Annotated in this window: 17 protein-coding genes; 13 read left to right on the forward strand and 4 right to left on the reverse strand. The window is 66.5% G+C overall.

Annotated features, from left to right (window positions below):
- Positions 1 to 4: 4 nt before the first annotated feature.
- From ELS24_RS16895 to ELS24_RS16930, 8 genes are all read left to right on the forward strand, one after another.
- On the forward strand, positions 5 to 3,235 hold the full coding sequence (locus tag ELS24_RS16895; RefSeq protein WP_240669323.1) for a DUF802 domain-containing protein: 3,231 nt from the start codon (positions 5 to 7) through the stop codon (positions 3,233 to 3,235).
- A complete protein-coding gene (locus ELS24_RS16900) occupies positions 3,232 to 3,882 on the forward strand; it encodes an OmpA family protein (RefSeq protein ID WP_050446658.1) in 651 nt (216 codons plus the stop codon). Before ELS24_RS16895 ends, ELS24_RS16900 begins: the two co-directional genes overlap by 4 nt.
- Positions 3,872 to 4,552, forward strand: a complete 681-nt coding sequence (locus ELS24_RS16905) for a DUF2894 domain-containing protein (RefSeq protein WP_240669324.1) — start codon at positions 3,872 to 3,874, stop codon at positions 4,550 to 4,552. The genes ELS24_RS16900 and ELS24_RS16905 overlap by 11 nt, the downstream gene beginning before the upstream one ends.
- A 168-nt stretch (positions 4,553 to 4,720) precedes the next feature.
- Complete coding sequence (locus tag ELS24_RS16910; protein ID WP_205736914.1) at positions 4,721 to 6,634, forward strand: B12-binding domain-containing radical SAM protein; 1,914 nt, start codon at positions 4,721 to 4,723, stop codon at positions 6,632 to 6,634.
- Positions 6,635 to 6,718: 84 nt separating this feature from the next.
- Positions 6,719 to 6,961: a ParD-like family protein gene (locus ELS24_RS16915; RefSeq protein WP_050446659.1), complete on the forward strand. Its 243-nt coding sequence runs from the start codon at positions 6,719 to 6,721 to the stop codon at positions 6,959 to 6,961.
- Positions 6,962 to 7,753: a type I methionyl aminopeptidase gene (map, locus tag ELS24_RS16920; protein WP_050446660.1), complete on the forward strand. Its 792-nt coding sequence runs from the start codon at positions 6,962 to 6,964 to the stop codon at positions 7,751 to 7,753.
- Between the two features lie 160 nt (positions 7,754 to 7,913).
- Positions 7,914 to 9,143: an MFS transporter gene (locus ELS24_RS16925; protein WP_127184780.1), complete on the forward strand. Its 1,230-nt coding sequence runs from the start codon at positions 7,914 to 7,916 to the stop codon at positions 9,141 to 9,143.
- A 149-nt stretch (positions 9,144 to 9,292) separates the two neighbouring features.
- Complete coding sequence (locus tag ELS24_RS16930) at positions 9,293 to 9,928, forward strand: glutathione S-transferase family protein (RefSeq protein ID WP_127184781.1); 636 nt, start codon at positions 9,293 to 9,295, stop codon at positions 9,926 to 9,928.
- A gap of 50 nt (positions 9,929 to 9,978) precedes the next feature.
- On the opposite strand, the gene sodC is transcribed toward ELS24_RS16930, so the two are convergent.
- The 4 genes from sodC to ELS24_RS16950 all read right to left on the reverse strand — a co-directional run bounded on the left by sodC (position 9,979) and on the right by ELS24_RS16950 (position 14,330).
- Positions 9,979 to 10,503 carry a superoxide dismutase family protein gene (gene sodC / locus ELS24_RS16935; protein ID WP_127184782.1) on the reverse strand — a complete coding sequence of 175 codons (525 nt, stop codon included), beginning with the start codon at positions 10,501 to 10,503 and terminating at the stop codon, positions 9,979 to 9,981.
- Positions 10,504 to 10,649: 146 nt separating this feature from the next.
- Complete coding sequence (locus tag ELS24_RS16940; protein ID WP_050446739.1) at positions 10,650 to 11,894, reverse strand: DUF445 domain-containing protein; 1,245 nt, start codon at positions 11,892 to 11,894, stop codon at positions 10,650 to 10,652.
- A 191-nt stretch (positions 11,895 to 12,085) separates the two neighbouring features.
- A complete protein-coding gene (locus ELS24_RS16945; protein ID WP_127184783.1) occupies positions 12,086 to 13,315 on the reverse strand; it encodes an AI-2E family transporter in 1,230 nt (409 codons plus the stop codon).
- Between the two features lie 85 nt (positions 13,316 to 13,400).
- Positions 13,401 to 14,330, reverse strand: coding sequence for a LysR family transcriptional regulator (locus tag ELS24_RS16950; protein ID WP_050446665.1), 930 nt, complete (start codon positions 14,328 to 14,330; stop codon positions 13,401 to 13,403).
- 182 nt (positions 14,331 to 14,512) lie between these two features.
- Between ELS24_RS16950 and ELS24_RS16955 the strand changes: the two genes are divergently transcribed.
- The 5 genes from ELS24_RS16955 (at position 14,513) to ELS24_RS16975 (ending at position 22,205) form a co-directional block, all read left to right on the forward strand.
- Positions 14,513 to 16,636, forward strand: a complete 2,124-nt coding sequence (locus ELS24_RS16955) for a 3-hydroxyacyl-CoA dehydrogenase NAD-binding domain-containing protein (RefSeq protein WP_127184784.1) — start codon at positions 14,513 to 14,515, stop codon at positions 16,634 to 16,636.
- Positions 16,637 to 16,711: 75 nt separating this feature from the next.
- Complete coding sequence (locus ELS24_RS16960) at positions 16,712 to 17,896, forward strand: acetyl-CoA C-acyltransferase (RefSeq protein WP_127184785.1); 1,185 nt, start codon at positions 16,712 to 16,714, stop codon at positions 17,894 to 17,896.
- 18 nt (positions 17,897 to 17,914) lie between these two features.
- Positions 17,915 to 19,111 carry an acyl-CoA dehydrogenase family protein gene (locus tag ELS24_RS16965; RefSeq protein ID WP_127184786.1) on the forward strand — a complete coding sequence of 399 codons (1,197 nt, stop codon included), beginning with the start codon at positions 17,915 to 17,917 and terminating at the stop codon, positions 19,109 to 19,111.
- 9 nt (positions 19,112 to 19,120) lie between these two features.
- Positions 19,121 to 20,254 carry an acyl-CoA dehydrogenase family protein gene (locus ELS24_RS16970; protein WP_127184787.1) on the forward strand — a complete coding sequence of 378 codons (1,134 nt, stop codon included), beginning with the start codon at positions 19,121 to 19,123 and terminating at the stop codon, positions 20,252 to 20,254.
- Positions 20,255 to 20,270: 16 nt separating this feature from the next.
- Positions 20,271 to 22,205, forward strand: a complete 1,935-nt coding sequence (locus ELS24_RS16975) for an acyl-CoA synthetase (RefSeq protein WP_127184788.1) — start codon at positions 20,271 to 20,273, stop codon at positions 22,203 to 22,205.
- The last annotated feature ends 33 nt before the right edge of the window (positions 22,206 to 22,238 follow it).

Consider the following 22,238-nt stretch of genomic DNA (forward strand, 5'->3'; position numbering starts at 1 on the left):
CACCATGTCCAAGACTCTGATCAATTTCGTTGTGTTTTTGGCCGGTTTGGCCGTTGTGGGCTGGATTGGCGCGGGCTACGCGGGGTCCAACCCGCTTGCGCTGGCCGTGACGCTGCTGATAGCCGTCTGTTACCTGGCCGGCGCGTGGGAACTGCTGCGTTATCAGCAAGCCACGTCGAGCTTGGCGCGGTCCACTGCCGCGCTGTCCGAAGCGCCCGCCAGCCTGGCTTCCTGGCTGGACCAACTGCACCCCAGCCTGCGCAACGCCGCGCGCCTGCGCGTTGAAGGTGAACGGGTAGGCTTGCCCGGCCCGGCCCTGGCGCCCTATCTGGTTGGCCTGTTGGTGCTGCTGGGCATGCTGGGCACGTTCCTGGGCATGGTCGTGACGCTGCGCGGCACCGGGATGGCGCTGGAAAGCGCGACCGACCTGGGCGCCATCCGCGCGTCGCTGGCCGCGCCGGTCAAGGGCCTGGGTTTTGCCTTCGGCACCTCGATTGCCGGGGTGGCGACGTCCGCCATGCTGGGTCTACTAGCCGCGCTGTGCCGCCGTGAACGGGTGCAGGCCGCGCAACTGCTGGACAGCAAGATCGCCACGACCCTGCGCGTGTATTCGCAAAGCTATCAGCGCGAAGAATCCTTCAAGCTGCTGCAACGCCAGGCCGAAGTCATGCAGCGCCAGGCCGAGGCCATGCCGACGCTGGTTGACCGCCTGCAAGCCATGATGCAGAACATGGAGCAGCAGACGCGCGCCATGAATGACCGCCAATTGGCCAGCCAGGACGCTTTCCAGGGCAAGGCCGAAGCCGCCTACGCCCGGCTGGCGTCGGTAATGGAACAGTCCATGAAGGAAGGCGTGGCCGAAAGCGCGCGTTCCGCCGGCGTGGCCTTGCAGCCCGTCGTGCAGGCCACGATGGAAAGCCTGTCGCGCGAAACCGCCAGCCTGCAAGACACGGTGGCGCAAGCCGTGCAGCAACAATTGAGCAGCCTGACCTCGGGCTTCCAGGCGTCCACCGCCAATGTGGCCGACATCTGGAACCAGGCGCTGGCCGGCCAGCAACGCGCAAGCGAAACGCTGGCGCAAGACCTGCGCGCCTCGATGGACCGCTTTGCCGAAACCTTCGAACAACGCTCGGCCGCGCTGCTGGACGGCGTGTCCGCGCGCCTGGAGGCGTCGTCGGGCAATATGTCGGAAGCCTGGACTTCCGCGCTGTCGCGCCAGGAGCGCGTCAGCGAAAAACTGGCGGGCGACAACCTGCAAGCGCTGACCGCCGCCGCCGCCAGCTTTGAACAGCATTCCGCGTCGCTGCTGCGCACGCTGAACGATTCGCACGCGCTGTTGCAGTCGGACCTGGCCTCGCGCGATCAACAGCGCCTGGCCGCCTGGGCCGAGACCCTGGGCGCCATGGGCGCCACGCTGCGCCAGGAATGGGAACAGGCCGGCACCCAAGCCGCCGACCGCCAACAGGCCATTAGCGACACGCTGGCGCAGACCGTGCGCGACATCAACGCGCAGGCCGCCGCGCAAGCCCGCGTGCTGGAAGCCGTGTCGGCCCGCATGGAAGCTGCCGCCAACAGCGTGTCGGACCGCTGGAACAGCGCGCTGAGCCGCCACGAACAAGTCAGCGAAAAGCTGGCGCAAGACAATCAACAAGCCTTGACGACGGCGGCCGCCGCGTTCGAGGCGCATTCGGCGTCGCTGCTGCGCACGCTGGACCAGTCGCATGCCGAGCTGCATGCAGCCCTGGCCGCGAAGGACCACGAACGCCTGTCCGCCTGGACCGATACGCTGGCCGCCATGGCGGCCACCTTGGGTCAGGAATGGAAGGCAGCCGGCGACCAGAACGTGGCGCGCCAGCAGGAAATCAGCGACGCGCTGGCCCTGACCGCGCAGAACGTCACCGGCCAGACCGAAGCGCAGTCCCGTCTGCTGGACAGCGTGTCGACCCGTCTGGAAAGCGCGGCCGGCAGCGTGACCCAGGCCTGGACCGAGGCCCAGACGCGCCAGGCGCAGCTGGGCGAGAAGCTGGCCGCCGACAACCAGCAAGCCCTGAGCACCGCCGCCGCTGCGTTCGAGCAGCACTCGGCCGCGCTGTTGCGCACGCTGGACCAATCGCACGCGGACCTGCAAGCGGCGCTGGCCGCCAAGGACGAAGAACGCCTGTCCGTCTGGACCGCCAAGCTGGCCGCCATGGCTGAGGCGCTGGGCCAGGAATGGGAACTGGCGGGCGCGCAGGCCGCCACCCGCCAGCAGGAACTGACGCAGGCGCTGGGGCAAGCCACGCAAGAGATCACGGCGCAGACCCAGGCGCAGGCGGGCGTGTTGGAGACCGTGTCCACGCGCCTGGAAACCGCCGCCAGCCAGGTCACGCAAGCCTGGACCGACGCACAGACGCGCCAGGAACAGCTAGGCCAGCAATTGGCCGAGGCCAATCAGCAGGCGCTGGAGGCGGCCGCGGCCACCTTCGAGCAGCACTCGACGGCGCTCTTGCACACGCTGGACCAGTCGCACGCGGACCTGCAAGCGGCGCTGGCCGCCAAGGACGAAGAACGCCTGTCCGCCTGGACCGCCAAGCTGGCCGCGCTGGCCGACACGCTGGCGCAAACCGCGCACGGCATCACCGCGCAAACGCAGGCCCACGCCAGCGAGACCATTGCCGAAATCGGCCGCCTGGTGCAGGCCGCGTCGGAAGCGCCGAAGGCTGCCGCCGACGTCATCGGCGAACTGCGCCAGAAGCTGTCCGACAGCATGGTCCGCGACAACGACATGCTGCAAGAGCGCAATCGTTTGCTGGACACGCTGGATACCTTGCTCAACGCCGTCAACCACACCGCCGCCGAACAACGCTCTGCGGTGGATGCGCTGCTGGCCTCGTCGGCCGAATTGCTGGAGCGCGTGGGCACGCAGTTCACCGAACGCGTCGAAGCCGAAACCGGCAAGCTGACGGACGTGGCGGCGCACGTCACCACCAGCGCGGTGGAAGTGGCCAGCCTGGGCGAATCCTTCGGCGCGGCGGTGCAGTTGTTCGGCGAGTCCAACAACACGCTGGTGGAACACCTGCAACGCATTGAAGCCGCGCTGGACAAGTCGATTGCCCGGGGCGACGAGCAACTGTCCTACTACGTGGCGCAAGCGCGCGAAGTGGTGGACCTGAGCCTGATGTCGCAAAAGCAGATTATTGAAAACCTGCAGCAGCTGGCCGTCCAGCGCGCTGCCGCCAGCGCGGAAACCGCATGAGCGACGACATCGACGGCGGCATCGAGCCTTCCGCCCCCGCCTGGGCCGTCTTCGGCGACCTGATGTCGGTGCTGCTGGGCGCCTTCGTGCTGATTCTGGTCAGCGTGATCGGCATGCAGTTGCAGTTGTCGACGCAGTTGGAAGAAGAGGTCAAGCAGCGCCAGGAAGAAACCCAGCGTCGCGAAACGCTGGAACAGGCGCTGGCCGTTCCGCTGGCAGCGGGCCGCGTGACCCTGGTCAATGGCCGCATCGGCATCAGCGGCAGCGTGCTGTTTGCGCTGAACTCCGACCAGTTGCAGCCGGAAGGCCGCGAGATTCTGAAATCGCTGATTGAACCGCTATCCAGGTACCTGAAAACGCACGACGAAATTCTGATGGTCAGCGGCTATACCGACAACCAGCAAGTGCACGAGGGCAACCGCCGCTTTGCGGACAACTGGGATTTGTCGGCGCAGCGCGCGCTGACCGTCACGCGCGCCTTGATCGACGAAGGCGTGCCGTCTTCAACGGTGTTCGCAGCGGCGTTCGGGTCCGAGCAGCCGGTGGCGTCCAACACCGACGAGGAAGGCCGCGCCAAGAATCGCCGGGTAGAGATCACGCCCATCCCCAAGCAATCCGATGCCCCGGGAAAACCGCGTGAGCAGTGACGGCAGCAGCCAAGGCACGCTGGACGCGCAGGCCATGCTGGACGCTTGGCGCGAGGGTGGAGCCGACCAGGCCGACCCGGTGCGCTTTTGCTTCCTGCAAGCGATGGCGCGGCGCGCCGCCGTGCTGGACGGCCCGGCGCGGCGGTTGCTGGACGAAAAGTTGGCGGGGCATTTGAATGCCTACGCGCAGTTGCTGGATGCCGAGCCGGATGCCAATGCGGATGCCGAACCAGAAGCTGGGGCAGACGCCGAACCGGATGCCGAACCCAGCGCGCTGGCCGGTTTGCTGGCTTATCTGGCGGACCCAGGCCTGAACACCCCGGATGGCGAGCCCGACTGGAACCGCGACGCGCTCGGCCTGCGCGAGGCTTACCCCGACGTGCAGATGCTGGAGTATTTTCGCGCCGTGTGGTCGCGCGTCAGCGCTGACCGGCAGGTGCGGCAGTCGCAGCAGCAGGTGCACAAGAACGCCGGCCCGCTCAATTCCAACCAGTTGGTGCACCGTGCGCTGTCCTTGATGCGCGAGTTATCGCCCGGTTACCTGCAGCAGTTCCTGTCGTACACGGACGCGCTGATGTGGATGGAGCAGATCCACGCGGCCACCGCGCCCGCCCCCAAGGACGCCGCGCGGGGCTCCGCCAAGAAAACATCGCGGGCGAAGGCGCGCTAAGGGTACTGAAAGGCGTACCCAGGCTCGCGCGCAAGCAGCCCGGCGTTCAGGGCAAATGGCCGTGCTGCCTATAATTGCCCTAGCCAGCGGCCCAAGCCCATCGCCCCAAACCCGCCGCCCCGACCCATCGTCTCAACTTCCGCTTTGACGGCAACCATGCCGTGCCTCATGTCCACCTTGCCCCTACGCGTGCTGTCCATCATCCCCCCGATGACGCAGCTGAATACGCCCTACCCCTCCACTGCCTACCTGACCGGTTTCCTGCGTTCGCGCGACGTGAACGCGGTGCAGGAAGACCTGGCGCTTGCGCTGGTGTTGCGCCTGTTGTCGGCGGAGGGCTTGCGCGCCGTGGCGGAGCGGGTCAACGCCCTGCCGCTTGAAAAGCACACGCCCGCCATCCAGGCCTTCGTGGCGATGCAGCCGCGCTACCTGGCCACCATCGGGCCGACCATCGCTTTCCTGCAAGGGCGGGATTCCACGCTGGCGCACCGCATCGTGGGGCGTCACTTCCTGCCCGAAGGCCCGCGTTTCAGCACGCTGGACGTCTACATGGACGAAGACGGCGGCGACCCCTTGGGTTGGGCGTTCGGCGCGTTGGGGCTGCAAGACCGCGCCAAGCACCTGGCCACCCTCTACCTGAACGACCTGGCCGACGTGCTGCGCGACGCCGTGGACGATCGCTTTGAATTCGTGCGCTATGCCGAATCGCTGGCGGGCAGCCAGCCCACCTTCGACCCTTTGGCCAACGCCCTGACCAGTGCGCCCACGCTAGTCGACGACACCTTGCGCGAACTGACGACCGAAGCCCTGTCGCGCCACGCGCCGACGATGGTGCTGTTGTCGGTGCCGTTTCCCGGCGCGGTCTACGCGGCCTTCCGCATCGCGCAGACCATCAAGGCGCAGGACCCCAGCATCGTCACCGTGCTGGGCGGCGGCTTCGTCAATACCGAACTGCGCGAACTGAAAGACCCGCGCGTGTTCGACTACTTTGACTACGTCTGCCTGGATGCCGGCGAGCGCCCGCTGTTGGCCTTGCTGGAACACGTGCAGGGCAAGCGCTCGCGCCAACGCCTGGTGCGTACGTTTGTGCGCAACCAGGACAGCGGCGCCGTGCAGTACGTGAACCTGGTGGAACCCGACGTGGCCTTCGCCGAAGTGGGCACGCCCACCTGGGACGGCCTGCCGCTGGACCGCTACCTGTCGCTGCTGGACATGCTGAACCCCATGCACCGCCTCTGGAGCGACGGGCGCTGGAACAAGCTGACCGTGGCGCATGGCTGCTACTGGAAAAAATGCAGCTTCTGCGACGTCAGCCTGGACTACATCGGCCGCTATGAAGGCGCGTCGGCGTCCGTACTGGCCGACCGCATTGAAGCCATCGTGCGTGAAACCGGGCAGACCGGTTTCCACTTTGTGGACGAAGCCGCGCCACCCAAGTCGCTCAAGGCGCTGGCCACCGAGCTCATCGAGCGCAACACGGGCATTTCGTGGTGGGGCAATATCCGCTTCGAAAAAACCTTCAGCCCGGAATTGTGTGAGCTGCTGGCTGACAGCGGCTGCATCGCCGTATCAGGCGGCTTGGAAGTGGCGTCGGACCGCTTGCTGAATCTGATGAAGAAAGGCGTGTCAGTCGACCAGGTGGCTCGCGTCACGCGCGCGTTTTCGGATGCCGGCATCCTGGTGCATGCGTATCTGATGTACGGCTTTCCGACGCAGACGGTGCAAGATACCGTGGACGCGCTGGAATACGTGCGCCAACTGTTCGCCAACGACTGCATCCAAAGCGGGTTCTTCCATCGCTTTGCCTGTACGGTGCATTCGCCGGTGGGCAAGAACCCCGAGGAATACGGGGTAACGCTGCAACCGCTGCCGCCCGTCACCTTCGCCAAGAACGACATCGGTTTTCATGACCCGACGGGCGTGGATCATGATGCGCTGGGCCGCGCGCTGAAAAAAGCCATCTATAACTACATGCACGGCATTGGCCTGGATGAAGACGTGCGAACCTGGTTTCCGTTCAAGGTGCCGAAAACCACCGTGTCGAAAAACCGCATTGCGCGGGCGCTCAGCCAGCAAGGCTAAGGCCGGGAATGCCTCGATTTGCGCGAGGCCCCCACCGCGCTGTACCATACGGTCCATATACAAACCATATATGGATCATTCTTTATGGGCCTCGTCAAAATTTCCGAGCAGATGCATGAGAATCTGCGCGTCGCCAGCGGCGCCCTCAGCCGCTCGATCAATTCCCAAGCCGAACACTGGATGCGCATCGGCATGCTGTCCGAGCTCTATCCCGAACTGCGCCACGCTGACATCTGCCAGTTGCTGATCCGCATTGAACAGGGCGAAGGCTTCACCATTGCCTCCCTGTCTCGGCGGCTGCCGGACGCGGCCCAGGAGGTCGCGTAAATGGCACGCAAGGTATCCATCAAATCCGCCGCTGATATCGAAATGGCCCGCAAGGCCGGCGCCATGGCGGCCGAAGTGCTGCACATGATCGGCGAACACGTGCGCCCCGGCGTTACCACCGACGAGCTTGACCGCATCTGCAACGAATACATCGTCAATGTGCTGAAAGCCATTCCGGCCAACGTCGGCTACCACGGCTTTCCCAAGACCATCTGCGCGTCGGTCAACCATGTGATCTGCCACGGCATTCCCGGACCCAAGGTGCTGAAAAACGGCGACATCCTGAACATCGACGTGGCCGTCATCAAGGACGGCTGGTTTGGCGACACCAGCCGCATGTACTACGTGGGCCAACCCAGCCCGCTGGCGCGCCGCCTGGTCAACACCACCTATGAAGCCACCCGCGCCGGCATCATGGCCGTGAAGCCGGGCGCCACGCTGGGCGACATCGGCCACGCCATCCAGACCGTGGCGCACCGCGAGCACTTTTCCATCGTGCGCGAATACTGCGGCCACGGCATCGGCCAGATCTACCACGACGAACCGCAGGTGCTGCACTACGGCCGGCCCGGCGAAGGGCTGGTGCTGCAACCCGGCATGATGTTCACCATCGAACCCATGATCAACGCGGGCAAACCGGCCACCAAGCAGTTGCCGGACGGCTGGACCGTGGTCACCAAAGACCGTTCGCTGTCGGCGCAATGGGAACACATGGTGGTGGTGACCGACACCGGCTACGAGGTGCTGACGCCCTGGCCGGACGGCTACGGCGACTATCCGCCGATTCCCTGAAGCGCCTTTTCTGACGCGCCTTTCCTGAACCCAGCCTTCCTGAACCCCGCCTTTCCTGATCACGCCGGATAGGCGCAAAGGGCAAGGACCGGAGTGCAAACCGCCAAGGGCACGATCATGATCGTGCCCTTGCCGTTTTCGGCGCAGCGTTTGTTCCCCCATGCCCACCCTGCCCCTTGCGTTTCGCCGCCTGGCCGCGTCCAACCTGGCCGCCCAGTTTTCCGAGCAGATGGCGCTGGCGGCCGCGCCGCTAGTCGCCGTGCTGGCGCTGGGCGCCACCGCCGCGCAGACCGGCACACTGCAAGCCGCGCAAACCTTGCCCTTTCTGCTGCTATCGATGCCGGCCGGCGTGCTGGCCGACCGCATGTCGCGCAAAGCGCTGATGACCGCTGCCGAATGCGTGCGCGCCGCCAGCCTGCTGGGGCTGCTGGCCTTGTTGTGGATGGGGGGACTGAACCTGGCCTGGCTGGCCGCGCTGGGTTTTCTGGGCGCGGTTGGCACCGTGGCGTACAACGTTTCCGCGCCGGCATTGCTGCCCCGGCTGGTGCCCGCCAGCGAATTGGCCAGCGCCAACCGCTGGCTGGAACTGGCGCGCAGCAGCGCGTTCGCGGCGGGGCCGGCGGCGGGCGGCGCGCTGGTCGGCTGGATGGGCGCGCCCACCGCCTATGTGCTGGCCACCACCTTGTCTTTGCTGGCGGCGGCGCTGCTGGCGGGCTTGCCTCGGGATGGGTCGGCGGGTAACGGGAAACCGGCTCGCCGCCATCCCTTGACCGAACTGCGCGAAGGGGCCGCGTTCGTCGCCACGCACCCCCTGCTGCATCCCGTGCTGATCACGGCGGTGTTCTTCAATACCGCCTGGTTCGTGCTGCAAGCGGTGTACGTGGTCTATGCCATTGAGCGCCTGGGCTTGAACGCCACGGGCGTGGGCATCACCTTGGGCGTGTACGGCGGCGGCATGCTGGCGGGCGCCCTGGCCGCGCCATGGCTGGCGCGCCGCCTGTCCTTTGGCGCGATGATCGCGGCCGGACCGCTATCGGCCTTGGCGGCAAGCGTTCTGTTGCTGTTCACCTTGGCGTATCCGTCGGGCGTGGTCGCGGCGGTGGGCTTCTTCCTGTTTGGGGCGGGCCCGATCTTGTGGACCATTACCACCACGACGTTGCGCCAGGCCGTCACGCCGAACGCGCTGCTGGGCCGCGTATCGGCCGTGATCCTGACAGCTACCTATGGCGCGCGGCCCGTGGGCGCGCTGATTGGCGCGGCGCTGGCCGACCGCATCGGGCTGGACGCCTGCCTGTGGGTGTCGACTGCGGGCTTTCTGGTGCAGTTCGTGGTGTTGTTCACGTCGCCCGTCGCGCGCCTGCAAAGCCAACCACACACCGTTGAAGCCTGACCCGAGGGTCGAAGTCCGCCAGCAATCTGTTGTGCCTGCGCGCGCGTGGCTCTGTATCTGGCGGCCGTGGCTGCCTGCCGCTAGACTGCGGCGATACCCCTTTGATATTGCTTCCAGCCGCCGCACAACCGCCCTGCTCGCCACCGAAAATGCTGAAAATCCTGGGCAAAGCCTCGTCCATCAATGTGCGCAAAGTGCTCTGGACCTGCGCGGAACTGACCCTGCCCTTTACCCGCGAAGACTGGGGCTCGGGCTTTCAGCCCACCAGCGACCCGCGCTTTCTGGCGCTGAACCCGAACGCCATGGTGCCCGTCATCCAGGACGGAGACTTCGTGCTGTGGGAGTCGAACAGCATCATCCGCTACCTGGCCGCGCAGTACGGCGGGCAGGCGCTCTATCCGGCTGAACCGAAATTACGAGCGCGCGTGGATCAATGGATGGATTGGCAGGCCACCGACCTGAACCGGTCCTGGAGCTACGCCTTCATGGCGCTGGCGCGGCAATCGCCCGCGCACCAGGATGCGGCCAGTATCGCGGCGTCGTGCCAGGCTTGGGCCTTGTACATGGGCATCCTGGATACCCGGCTGGCGCAAACCGGTGCGTATGTAGCGGGCGAGGCCTTCAGCTTGGCGGACATCCCCATCGGCCTATCGGTCAACCGCTGGTTCGCGACGCCTTTCGGCCCTGCCCATGAAAAACCCGCCCTGCCCGCCGTCAGCGCCTATTACGACCGGCTGGCCGCCCGCGAGGGCTACCGGCTGTACGGGCGCAACGGCATGGTTTGACGGGTGGGCTTGGCTGACGGGTCCGCTGACCGATCAGCCAGCCTGCTGTGCTACTTCACCACGCCGCAGACCAAACGCCCGCCCCCGCCGCCCAGCGGCTCGGGCTTGTCGCTATAGTTGTCGCCGCCTATGTGCACCATCATCGCGTGCCCTTTCACATCGGCCAGCTTCAGATGTGGCGCCACCACGGCTTTCTTGGCCGTGCCGTCGTCGGCCACCGTAATGAACGGCAGATCGCCCTGGTGCCCGTCCTTGGCCATCGGCCCCTTGTGGGCCTTGGTGCCCTTGGGGTCCAGATGTCCGCCCGCCGCGCCGCCGGGCGCCATCTTGCCGTTCACCATGCCCGGCATGCAGGAACCCTTTTCGTGGACGTGAAAGCCGTGCTCGCCCGGCTTCAAGCCGTTCAGATTGGGCGTGATCTCCAGCCCACCCGGGGTGTCCTTCAGCGAAATCGTGCCGGCGCTTTTGCCCAGGCCGTCGGCGGTCAGGAACGACATCGAAACGTCTTCGGCCAGCACGGCGCCAGACGCGCCCGCCATCGTCAGCGCCGCGACAAGCATCGAGATTTTCTTCATGAAGTGCCTCCTGGAATCATGCACGCAAGGTGCGGATGCCCGGCCAGCGCAAACCTTGCCGCCTGGCCCAGGGCGCAGAAAACAATAGCACCGGGGCAAGTCGGCGCACCAGCATTCTTCCTTCCTGATACAAGCGATCAGGCTTCTTAACGATTCACCAGCAGCACCAGCGCGTGCAGCGCAACACCGATCAGCCCGCCGACCAGCGTGCCGTTAAAGCGGATGTATTGCAGGTCGCGCCCCACGCTCAGCTCCAGTTCGTCGACCAGATGGCGTTCGTCCCAGTTTTTCACCGTGCGTGAAATGTGTTCGGTCACGCCGATGCGCAGCCGGCCGGTCAGGCGACGCGCGCTGCCCATCACGTGGCTGTTGATGGCGTCGCGCAGGCTTGGGTCTTCGCCCAGCTTGCGGCCCAGCGCCAGCATGGCGCGTTCCAGATGGCCGGCCAGCGCCGAGTTTTCGTCAGACAGGTCGCGCCGCAAGGCGGTGTGGATGTCGTCCCACAGGCCTTGCACGTATTCCTGCACCTTGGGGTGGTCGATGGCGCGCTGCTTCAAGGCTTCAACCTGGGCCGACAAGGCCGGGTCGGTCTTCAGGCGTTCGATGTAATTCAGCACCCAGGCTTCGTAGTCGCGCCGCACGGGATGGTCGGGTTCGGACAGCACGTCGCGCAGCTCGTCCATCAAGGCCATGGCCAGGCGGTCGGCCAGGTTGTCGGCAATGCCGTCCACCGACTTCACCACGTCCACCGCCGCGATGATGCGCGGCCATTCCTTGCGCGCAAATTTCACCAGCAGCGTGGACGCGCGTTCCTTCACGTCGTCTTCGCCCAGGTAGCCGCCCAGGCGCTCCATGGCCGCATCCAGCAATTCCTGGTGGCGCCCGTCGCGCGTCAACAGGCCCAGCACTTCGCCGACGGTGCCCGCCGCGTCCCAGCCGCGCAGGTTCTTCACCACGAATTCCTGGATCACGCCACGCACGGCGTGGTCGTCCAGCATGTCCAGCGTTTGCAGCGCCACGCGACGCGCGCCGTCGCTCAAGGCATGCGCCTGCTTGGGCCGCACCAGCCACCGTGACAGCCGCGTCGCGGGATCGAACACGCGCAGCTTTTCCATCAGCGTGTCCGGGTCCAGGAAGTGGTCGCGCACGAACACGGCCAGGTTGTCGCCAATGCGGTCTTTGTTGCTGGGGATGATGGCGGTGTGCGGAATTGGCAGCCCCATCGGACGGCGAAACAGCGCCACCACCGCGAACCAGTCGGCCAGCGCGCCCACCGTGGCCGCCTCGCAAAACGCCCGCACCCAGGCCCATGCCCCCTGCCCGCCCATGACATGGCTGGTGATGAAGCCACAGACCATGGCCACCAACAGCGCCAGCGCGGCGATTTTCATGCGCCGCAACTGCGTGCGGCGCGCGTCGGAGGCCAAGGTGGAATGCGTGGCGAACGCGGCGGAGGCCCGTCCGGGCTGGGGCGGAAAGCCGGGCGTCTTCGGCGTGTCGGCGGGTTCGGGCTTATCAGGCATGGCGGGCTTTTGCGTGGCAACTTCGGCGTGGCAAGCGAGGCGTCAGCATACCAACTGCGCTACTCGCCCAGGAACTCCGACACGGCCTCCAGCCCTTCGATGTGATCCGCCACCACCTTGGCGATAAACGCAATGGGCACCGACAGCAGCGTGCCCCAGATGCCCCACAGCCAGGTGAACAAGAGCAGCATCATGAAGACGGCCACCGAGTTCATCCTGGCGATGCGGCCCGACATCCAGGTCGTGACCAGCACGCCGATCAGCAAGGCAATGGCCACCGAGCTGCCCGCCACCTGTAGCGCCGGCCCGATTTCGCCGAATTGAATCAGCGCCGCCACCCCCGTGCCCACCGCCGTCATCAGCGGGCCAAAGTACGGAATGATGTGCAAGGCGCCCGCCACCACCGCCCAGGTGGCGGCGTTCTCCAGGCCCAACAGGCGAAATGCGCCCCACGACAGCACGCCCAGCGCCACGTTCGTGACCAGCATCATCGCCATGTACATGTGAATCGAATTGTTGATCTGGTCCAGCATGTGCACGCTGATCTTCTTCTGCGACAAGGTCGTGCCCGCCACCTTGACGAACTTGCGCTTGAACGCGTTGCCCGACAGCAGCAGGAAGAACACCAGGAACACGCTCATGGTGGCCTGGCCCAGGAAGGTAGCCAGCCCCTTGGAACCCCACAGCAGGAATTCACTGAAGCCCGCGTCGGACTTGGCCACCACCACCTGGCGGCCCGGCTCTACGCCGCCGGTATCCTGCAGCACGCTGGCCGCGCCTTTGATGCGTTCAATGAAGGAACCATCGCCGCTGGAAAAACCGCTTAGCGTGCGCGAGATCTTGCCGGAAATCTCGGGTAGCGCCTCAATGATGGAGCTGACCTGGCTTTGCGTGGCGTACACCAGGCCCGCCAGCCCGAAGGCAATCACGGCCATCAGGATGACAATACCGACCGGGCGCGGCAGGCGCACCCGTTCCATCAGGGTCACGGCAGGGTCCAGCGCATACGCCACGACAATGGACATGACCACGGGCACGATGAATTCCTGCGCCATCTTCAGGGAAAACAGCACGGCCAACACGGTCAGCGTGGTCAGACAGGCGCCGCGCGCCCAGACGTGCGTGACGTTGGGCGCGGGTTCGGGGATGATGCCGGCGTCTTGGACGGTGGCTTTTTCATCCGAAGCGCGGTCGTCCGGCCCGGACTTTTCCGCCGCCCGTTCTTCCGGCGACGCTTTTTCCAGCGTAGTCTTTCCCGGCGTCACCTTCCCCGGCGTCGCGCTTTCCATCCCGTCCCCTCGCATTTCATTTTGGTGAACGCGGACAGCAAGTATCGTGCCTGGAGATGTTCCGTTTGCTTTTCAGCCCTGCCTTTTACCCCTTCACCGCCAGCAGCCCCGCCTGCCCTTCGTGGTCGCGCTGCGCGCGTTCCAGAATGAATTCGATCAGCATGGAAATCGCGCGCGGATGGTGGCGGTTGGGCATGTACAGCATGTACATGCCGCGCCCAAAGATACTTAGCCGCCACTGCGTCAGCGCCGCCAGCAGCTCGCCGCGCGCAATGTCGTCATGCACCACGTAGTCCGGCACCACGCCCACCCCCAGCCCGGCGCGAATCGCATCCCGTAGAAAGGCGTAGTTGCGCGAAATTACCGTGGGTTCCAGCACCACATGCTGGCGTGGCTGGCCGCCGTAGTAGGCCGACAACCGCAATGGCCGGCCAATGACGGCTGCGCTGATGATGGGCGCCTGGGCCAGATCATCGGGCCGCTGGGGCAGCCCCCGCACGTCGGCATAAGCTTTGGATGCGCAGGCCACGTAGCGCACCAGCCCGAGTTCGCGCGCCACCAGGTTTTGCGGCGGCTCGGACATGATGCGTACCGCGATATCGACCTCGTCGCGCAATAGATCGTCAACGCTGTTCTCGAACAGCACGTCCAGCACGATATCGGGATACGCCTGCTTGAACTCCAGCAGCCAGGGCGTCATCACAAATTGCCCATAGCCGCTGGGCACGCTCAAGCGCACCTTGCCTTGCGGCGTCTTGCCCAGGGTGTCGACCGCCTCGCGCGCGGCGACCAGTTCGTCCTGGATGCTGCGGCCATGTTGATACAGCTTCAGCCCGATCTCGGTGGCTTCCACGTGGCGCGTCGTGCGCCGCACCAGTTGCATGCCCACTGAACGCTCTAGTTGATTCAGGTGGTAGCTGACGTTGGCGCGGGTCATCTTCAGCCGGCGCGCGGCTTCGCTCAAGTTGCCGGCGTCCAGGATATCGACCAGCAAGGTCAGGGATTTGGTGTCCATGGCGTCTCCTTGGGCCGGATTGTCAAATTTTTTTATCCGTCGTGTCAATTCCTGATGGCATTGTCAAGACATCTTTACTGGGAAAGAATAAAGAACTAAGAGACACACGCAAAACAAGACAAGCGGTTTTTCCGGCTTGCCAGGCGCCGCGACAGCGGCCGCCACTAAGGAGACAAGGACCCATGACGGACAGCAGCACTGCCGGCGCCGCCCACGCGCGCCGCGACGAAGACATCCTGGTCATCACCCTGGACCACCCGCCGGTCAACGCGCTTAGCGCGGACGTGCGGCGCGGCCTGGCCGACGCCATCCAGGCCGCGCAGGCTGACCCCGACGTGCGCGCCATTCTGCTGGTGGGCGCGGGCAAGAACTTCATTGCCGGCGCCGACATCCGCGAATTCGGCAAACCGCCCAAGCCACCCGCCCTGCCCGACGTCTGCAACCAGATTGAAGCCAGCACCAAGCCGGTGGTGGCCGCGCTGCATGGCGCGGCGCTGGGCGGCGGACTGGAAGTGGCCTTGGCCGCGCACTATCGCGTGGCGCTTGCCAGCGCCAAGCTGGGCTTGCCCGAAGTAAACCTGGGCCTGCTGCCGGGCGCGGGCGGCACGCAGCGCACGCCCCGCCTGATTGGCGCGGCCGCCGCGCTGGACCTGATGCTGTCGGGCAAACACCTGTCGGCGGACGCCGCGCTGCGCGCCGGGCTGGTGGATACGCTGGCTGAAGGCAATGACCCGCTGGCGGCGGGGCTGGCGTATACCCGCCAACTGTTGGCAAAAGGCGCGGGCCCCCGCCGCAGCCGCGACGCCACCGCAGCGTTGGCCGACAAGGCCGCCGCCCTGGCCGAAGCCGCTGCGGCCGGCGAGCGCATCGCCAAGACGCTGCGCGGGCTGTATTCGCCCGCGAAAATCGTGGAAGCCGTGCGCGCCGCCATCGAACAACCCTTTGACGAAGGCCTGCGCACCGAACGCGCGCTATTCCTGCAATGCCTGGACAGCCCGCAGCGCGCCGGCCTGGTGCACGCCTTCTTTGCCGAGCGTGAAACCACCAAGGTCCCCGAACTGAAAGAAGGCAAGCCGCGCGCCCTGAACAAGATCGGCGTGGTGGGCGGCGGTACGATGGGCGCGGGCATCGCGGTGTCGGTGCTGGACGCCGGCTTGCCGGTGGTGATGGTTGAGCAGGACGACGCCGCGCTGGAACGTGGCCGCGCGCGTGTGGCGCAGGTGTACGACCTGCTGCTCAAGAAAGGCCGCATCACGGCAGAAGAACGCGACGCCCGGCTGGCACGCCTGACCGGCGCCACCACCTACGACGCCCTGAGCGATGCCGACCTGATCATCGAGGCCGTGTTCGAGGACATGGACGTGAAGCTGGCCGTGTTTGCCGAACTGGACCGCGTGGCCAAGCCCGGCGCGGTGCTGGCCACCAACACGTCGTACCTGGACGTGAACCGCGTCGCCACCGCCACGCGACATCCGGGCAACGTGCTGGGGCTGCACTTCTTTTCGCCGGCCAACATCATGAAGCTGCTGGAGATCGTGGTGGGCGAGCAGACCGCGCCCGACACGGTGGCCACCGGCTTCGAACTGGCGCGCAAACTGCGCAAGACGCCCGTGCGCGCGGGCGTGTGCGATGGCTTTATCGGTAACCGCATCCTGGCCGTGCACCGGCAGGCGGCGGACATGATGATGGAAGACGGCGCGTCGCCCTACGACATCGACGCCGCCGTGCGCGAGTTTGGCTACCCCATGGGCCCCTACCAGATGGCCGACCTGGCGGGCGGTGACATCGGCTGGGCCACCCGCAAGCGCCGCGCCGCCACCCGCGACCCCGCCTTGCGCTACGTGCAGATTCCCGACCGCCTGTGCGAACGCGGCTGGTTCGGCCAGAAGACGGGCCGTGGCTTTTACCTGTACCCCGATGGCGCGCGCGTGGGCACGCCGGACCCGGACGTGCTGGCCATCATCGACGACGAACGCCGCCGCGCGGGCGTTACGCCGCGCCCGTTCACGCACGAAGACATCCAGCGCCGCTACCTGGCCGCCATGATCAACGAAGCCGCCAACGTGCTGGACCAGGGCATTGCGCTGCGCCCGTCCGACGTGGACGTGGTGTTCCTGTCCGGCTACGGCTTTCCGCGCCACCACGGCGGCCCGATGCACTACGCCGACAGCGTGGGCCTGGACCGCGTGCTGGCCGACATCCGCACCTATGCGCAGGAAGACCCGGCGTTCTGGAAGCCGTCGCCGCTATTGGTACGCCTGGCCGAATCCGGCCGCAACTTCGCCAGCCTGAATCAGGCTGCCTGAACGCACGTTTTTTAGCCGCCGGCCGCCTGAACACCGCCCGCCTGAATACAGAACCCACTTTCGACTGGAACCCTTATGCGCGAAGCCGTCATCGTCTCTACCGCCCGCACCCCCATCACCAAGGCGGGGCGCGGCGAATTCAACCAGATCGCCGGCCCCACGCTGGCGGCGCACGCCGTGCGCGCCGCCGTTGACCGCGCCGGCATTGACCCCGCGCTGATCGAAGACGCCTTCATCGGCTGCGGCTATCCCGAAGGCGCCACGGGCCGCAACATCGGCCGGCAAGCCGTCATCCGCGCCGGCCTGCCGGTCAGCGTGGGCGGCGCCACCATCAACCGCTATTGCGCGTCGGGCCTGCAAGCCATTGCGTCGGCCGCCGGCCGCATCGTGATGGACGGCGCCCCGGCCGTGATCGCGGGCGGCGTGGAACTGGTGTCGCAGATCCGCACGCGCGACGACGGCGTCAGCGGCATGGACCCCTGGATACTGGCGAACAAGCCCGAGCTGTATTTGCCCATGATCGAAACCGCCGACATCGTGGCCGCCCGCTACGGCATCAGCCGCGAAGCGCAAGACCGCTTTGCCGCGCAAAGCCAGGCGCGCACCGAAGCCGCGCAAGCCGCCGGCCGCTACCGCGAAGAGATCATCGCCGTTACCACCACCATGTCCGTCACCGACCGCGCCACGGGCGTCGTCAGCGAACGCGAAGTCACGGTGGACAAGGACACCTGCAACCGCCCCGGCACCACCTACGAAGCGCTTGCCGGCCTTGCGCCCGTGCGCGGCGAAGGCCAGTTCGTCACGGCCGGCAATGCCTCGCAACTGTCCGACGGCGCGGCCGCCTTGGTGCTGATGGAAGCCGCCGACGCCCAGCGCGCCGGCATCCGCCCGCTGGGCGCGTTCCGGGGCTTGGCCATTGCCGGCTGCGAGCCCGACGAAATGGGCATCGGCCCCGTCTACGCCGTGCCCAAGTTGCTGGCGCGCCATGGCTTGAAGGTCGATGACATCGACCTCTGGGAACTGAACGAGGCATTTGCGTCGCAAGCGCTGTATTGCCAGGAAAAGCTGGGCATCCCCATGGACCGCCTGAACGTGGACGGCGGCTCCATTGCGTTGGGCCACCCGTTTGGCGTCACCGGCGCGCGCCTGGCCGGCCATGTGCTGATCGAAGGCCGCCGCCGCGGCGCCCGCTATGCCGTCGTCACGATGTGCATCGGCGGTGGCATGGGCGCGGCGGGCCTGTTTGAAATCTATGCTTGAGATGCATTAAGGACCGACATGGACTTGGAATTCACCCCCGAAGAAAACGCCTTCCGCGACGACGTGCGCGCCTTCCTGGCGGCCAAGCTGCCCCGGCGCCTTTCCGACAAGGTTGGGCTGGGCAAGCTGCTTACCAAAGACGACATGGTTGAATGGCACGCCATCCTGAACCAGCAAGGCTGGCTGGCCAGCCACTGGCCCGTGGAATACGGCGGCACCGGCTGGAGCGCCACGCAAAAATTCATTTTCGATAACGAATGCGCGCTGGCCGCCGCGCCCCGCATCGTGCCCTTCGGCCTGAGCATGCTGGGGCCGGTGCTGATCAAGTACGGCAACGAAGCGCAGCGCCAGTACTGGCTGCCCCGCATCCTGGACGGCAGCGACTGGTGGTGCCAGGGCTATTCCGAACCCGGCGCGGGCTCCGACCTGGCTTCCGTCAAGACCACCGCCGTGCGCGACGGCGACCACTACATCGTCAACGGGCAAAAAACCTGGACCACGCTGGGCCAGTACGCCAACATGATTTTCTGCCTGGTGCGCACCTCGCAGGAAGGCCGGCGCCAGGAGGGCATCAGCTTCCTGCTCATCGACATGAACAGCCCGGGCATCGAAGTGCGCCCCATCATCACGCTGGACGGTGAACACGAAGTCAACGAAGTGTTCTTTTCCGATGTGCGCGTGCCCGTCGAGAACCTGGTGGGCGAAGAAAACCGGGGCTGGACCTGCGCCAAGTACCTGCTGACTTATGAGCGCACCAACATTGCGGGCGTGGGCCAATCCACCGCCGCGCTGGAACGTCTGAAGGCCGTGGCCGCCAAGCAGAAAAAGAACGGCCGCCCCCTGGCCGAAGACCCTGACTTTGCCGCCCGGATGGCGCGCGTGGAAATTGAACTGGCCAATATGCGCACCACCAACCTGCGCGTGGTGGCGGCGGTGGCGGGCGGCGGTGCGCCGGGTGCGGAAAGCTCGATGCTGAAGATACGCGGCACGCAGATCCGCCAGGAAATCACGGCCTTGAACCGCCGCGCCATGGGTCCGTATGCGCGCCCCTTCGTGCCCGAAGCGCTGCACGACGGCTACGACGCCGCCCCCATCGGCCCCGAAGGCGCCGACAGCGCGGCGGCGCAGTACTTCAACAACCGCAAGCTGTCGATCTTCGGCGGCTCCAATGAAATTCAGAAAAACATCATCTCGAAGATGATCTTGGGACTGTAAGGGCCGGCCATGAACTTTGAACACACCGAAGACCGGCGCATGCTGTCCGACATGCTGCGCCGCTTTGTCAGCGAGCAGTACGACTTCGCCACCCGCGAACGCCATGCGCAATCGCCCCAGGGCTACAGCGTGGAATTCTGGCGCCGCTATGCCGAGCTTGGCGCGATCGGCGCCTTGTTCACCGAGGCCGATGGTGGCCTGGGCGGCGCGGGCTTTGATATCTCGGTCGTCTTCGAGGCGCTGGGACGCGGCCTGGTCGTGGAACCCTTTCTGGACGCCTTGATGGTGGGCAGCGCCATCGCCGCCGCCGGCACGCCCGCGCAGCGCGAAGCCGTGGACGGCCTGATCTCGGGCGCCATCACCGCTGCTCTGGCACAAGCGGAACCGGATTCCGGCTATGAGTTGGCGCGGGTCAGCACGCGCGCCGAACGCGCGGGCGACGGCTGGGTGCTCAACGGCGCCAAGGCCGTGGTCACGGCGGGCGAACACGCGGACCTATTCCTGGTGTCGGCGCGTACGTCCGGCGCGGAAGATGACGAAGCCGGCATCAGCCTGTTCTTGGTCAGCGCCGGCACGCCCGGCCTGGAGGTGCGCGGCTATGGCCTGATCGACGGCGGACGCGCCGCCGAAGTCACGCTGACCGACGTCAAGCTGGGGCCCGAGGCCCTGCTGGGCGAGGCCGGCGCGGGCTACCCGCTGCTGGAACGCGCCACCGGGCGCGGCATCCTGGCGCTGTGCGCCGAAGCCGTGGGCGCGATGGACTGCGCCCGCGACGCCACGCTGGAATACCTGCGCACGCGCCGCCAGTTCGGCACGCCCATCGGCAGCTTCCAGGCCTTGCAGCACCGCATGGCTGATGTGCTGCTGGAAATTGAACAGGCGCGCTCAGCCGTCATCAACGCCGCCGCCGCGCTGGACAACCCCGACCGCGTCACCCGCGAACGCGCCCTGTCCGCCGCCAAGTTCACCATCGGCCGCATCGGCACGCTGGTGGCCGAAGAAAGCATCCAGTTGCACGGCGGCATCGGCATGACCTGGGAACTGCCGCTGGCGCACTACGCCAAGCGCCTCGTCATGATCGACCACCAGTTGGGCGACGAAGACCATCACCTGCGCCGCTACATCGCGCTGGCGCAGGCGTGAACGGAGGCAGCCCGACATGACGCAGGCCCACGCTGCTCAGCCACCGCTATCACCTCCGTTCTCGGCGCCGTTCCCCGTGCGCAGCGCCGCCGACGTGCAGCGGCTGCAAGCGCGCCCGCTGGCGGAAACGCTGACGGTGCAAAGCACCTACGAGATCTTCCGCAACTCGGCCGCGGCCTTTGGCGACAAGACCGCGCTGACTTTTCTGCGGTCGGCGAATCCGGATGACGAAGCCATCCGCTGGAGCTATCGCGAACTGCTGGCCGGCATCCACCAGACAGCCAACCTGCTGCACGACCTGGGCGTGCGCGCGGGCGACGCCGTGGCCGTGATGCTGCCCGGTTGCCTGGAATACCACCTGGCGCTGTGGGGGGGCGAGGCCGCCGGCATTGTCCAGCCGCTGAACCCGCTGCTGACGGAAGACAAGCTGGCCTCGCTGATGACAACCGCGCGCGCCAAGGTGCTGATCGCCTACGGCGCGGACGCCGATTGCGAAATGTGGTCCAAGGCGCTGCGGCTGCGCGAGCGCGTGCCCAGCCTGCAAACCCTGCTGCGCGTGGCGCCGCACACCGAGCCGCTGTCAGACCGCCCCGCCCTGCCCGACTACGCGCTGGACTTCAACGCCAACCGCTCGGCGCAACCGGCCGACCGCCTGCTCAGCGAACGGGTCATCCGCGCCAGCGACGTGGCGGCCTACTTCCACACGGGCGGTACCACGGGCGCGCCCAAGCTGGCCATCCACACCCACGCCAACCAGGTCTTCACCGCCTGGGCGGCCGTGCAGTTGCAGAACGCGGGGCCGACCGACGTGGTCATCAACGGCTATCCGCTATTCCACGTGGCGGGCGTGTTGCCGGCCTCGTTGGCGGCCTTGTCGGCCGGCGTGGAAACCGTGATCCCCACCCCCATGCTGCTGCGCAACCGCGACGTGCTGCGCAACTACTGGCGCCTGGTCGAAAAGCATCGCGCGACGTCCTTGCAAGGTGTGCCGACCATATTGGCGGCGCTGGCCGACGTGCCGCTGGCGGGCGCCGATATCTCGTCCTTGCGCTATTGCCGCACCGGCGCCGCGCCGCTGCCCGCCGAACTGGCCGCGCGCTTCAAGCGGCTGTTCGGCCTGCAAGTGAATGAAAGCCTGGGCATGACGGAGATGGCCGGCATCTCGTCCATCACGCCGCCGGGCTCGGTGTTTCCCGTCAACTGCGTGGGCTACCCGCTGCCCTACGTGCAGGTACGCATCGTCGGCCTGGACATCCCCGCTGGGCAAGCCGCGAAGGACCTGCCACCGGGCACGCCCGGCATGGTGTTGTTCAAGGCGCCTAACGTGATCCCCGGTTTTCTGGACCCCGCCGACACCGCCCGCGCCTTCACCGAAGACGGCTGGTTGATCAGCGGCGACGTGGGCTTCATGGATGCCGAAGGCCGGCTGCATTTGCAAGGCCGCGCCAAGGACTTGATTATTCGCAGCGGCCACAACATCGACCCCAAGACCATCGAAGACGCGCTGGCCACGCACCCGGCCGTGCACCTGTGCGCCGCCGTCGGCGCGCCAGACGCCTATGCCGGCGAATTGCCGGTGGCCTTCGTCACGCTGATGGAAGGCGCGCAAGCCACCGAAGCCGAACTCGTTGCCTACGCGGCCGCGCACGTGGATGAAGGCCCGGCGCGGCCCAAGCGCGTCATCGTGCTGGACGCCATGCCCATGACCAACGTGGGCAAGATCTACAAACCTGATTTGCGCCACCTGGCCACTGCCGTATCGGTAGAGGCGGTGGTGGCGCGCACCCTGCAAACGGCCGGGCTGGCGGAAGACAGCAATATCTTCCGCGTGCTGGCCGATGCGCAACCGGATGTCGCTGTTGAAGCGGCATCCGGCGTGTCCGCGCCGCTGAAGGAGCAGTTGCGCGAAGCCTTGGCGCGCTTGCCGGTCAAAGTCGTGCTGCGCGACTGACCCCGGAACGCGTCCAAGCACATCTCGACCCAT

The sequence above is a fragment of the Achromobacter spanius genome (assembly GCF_003994415.1).
In the GTDB taxonomy this organism is placed as follows: domain Bacteria; phylum Pseudomonadota; class Gammaproteobacteria; order Burkholderiales; family Burkholderiaceae_B; genus Achromobacter; species Achromobacter spanius_C.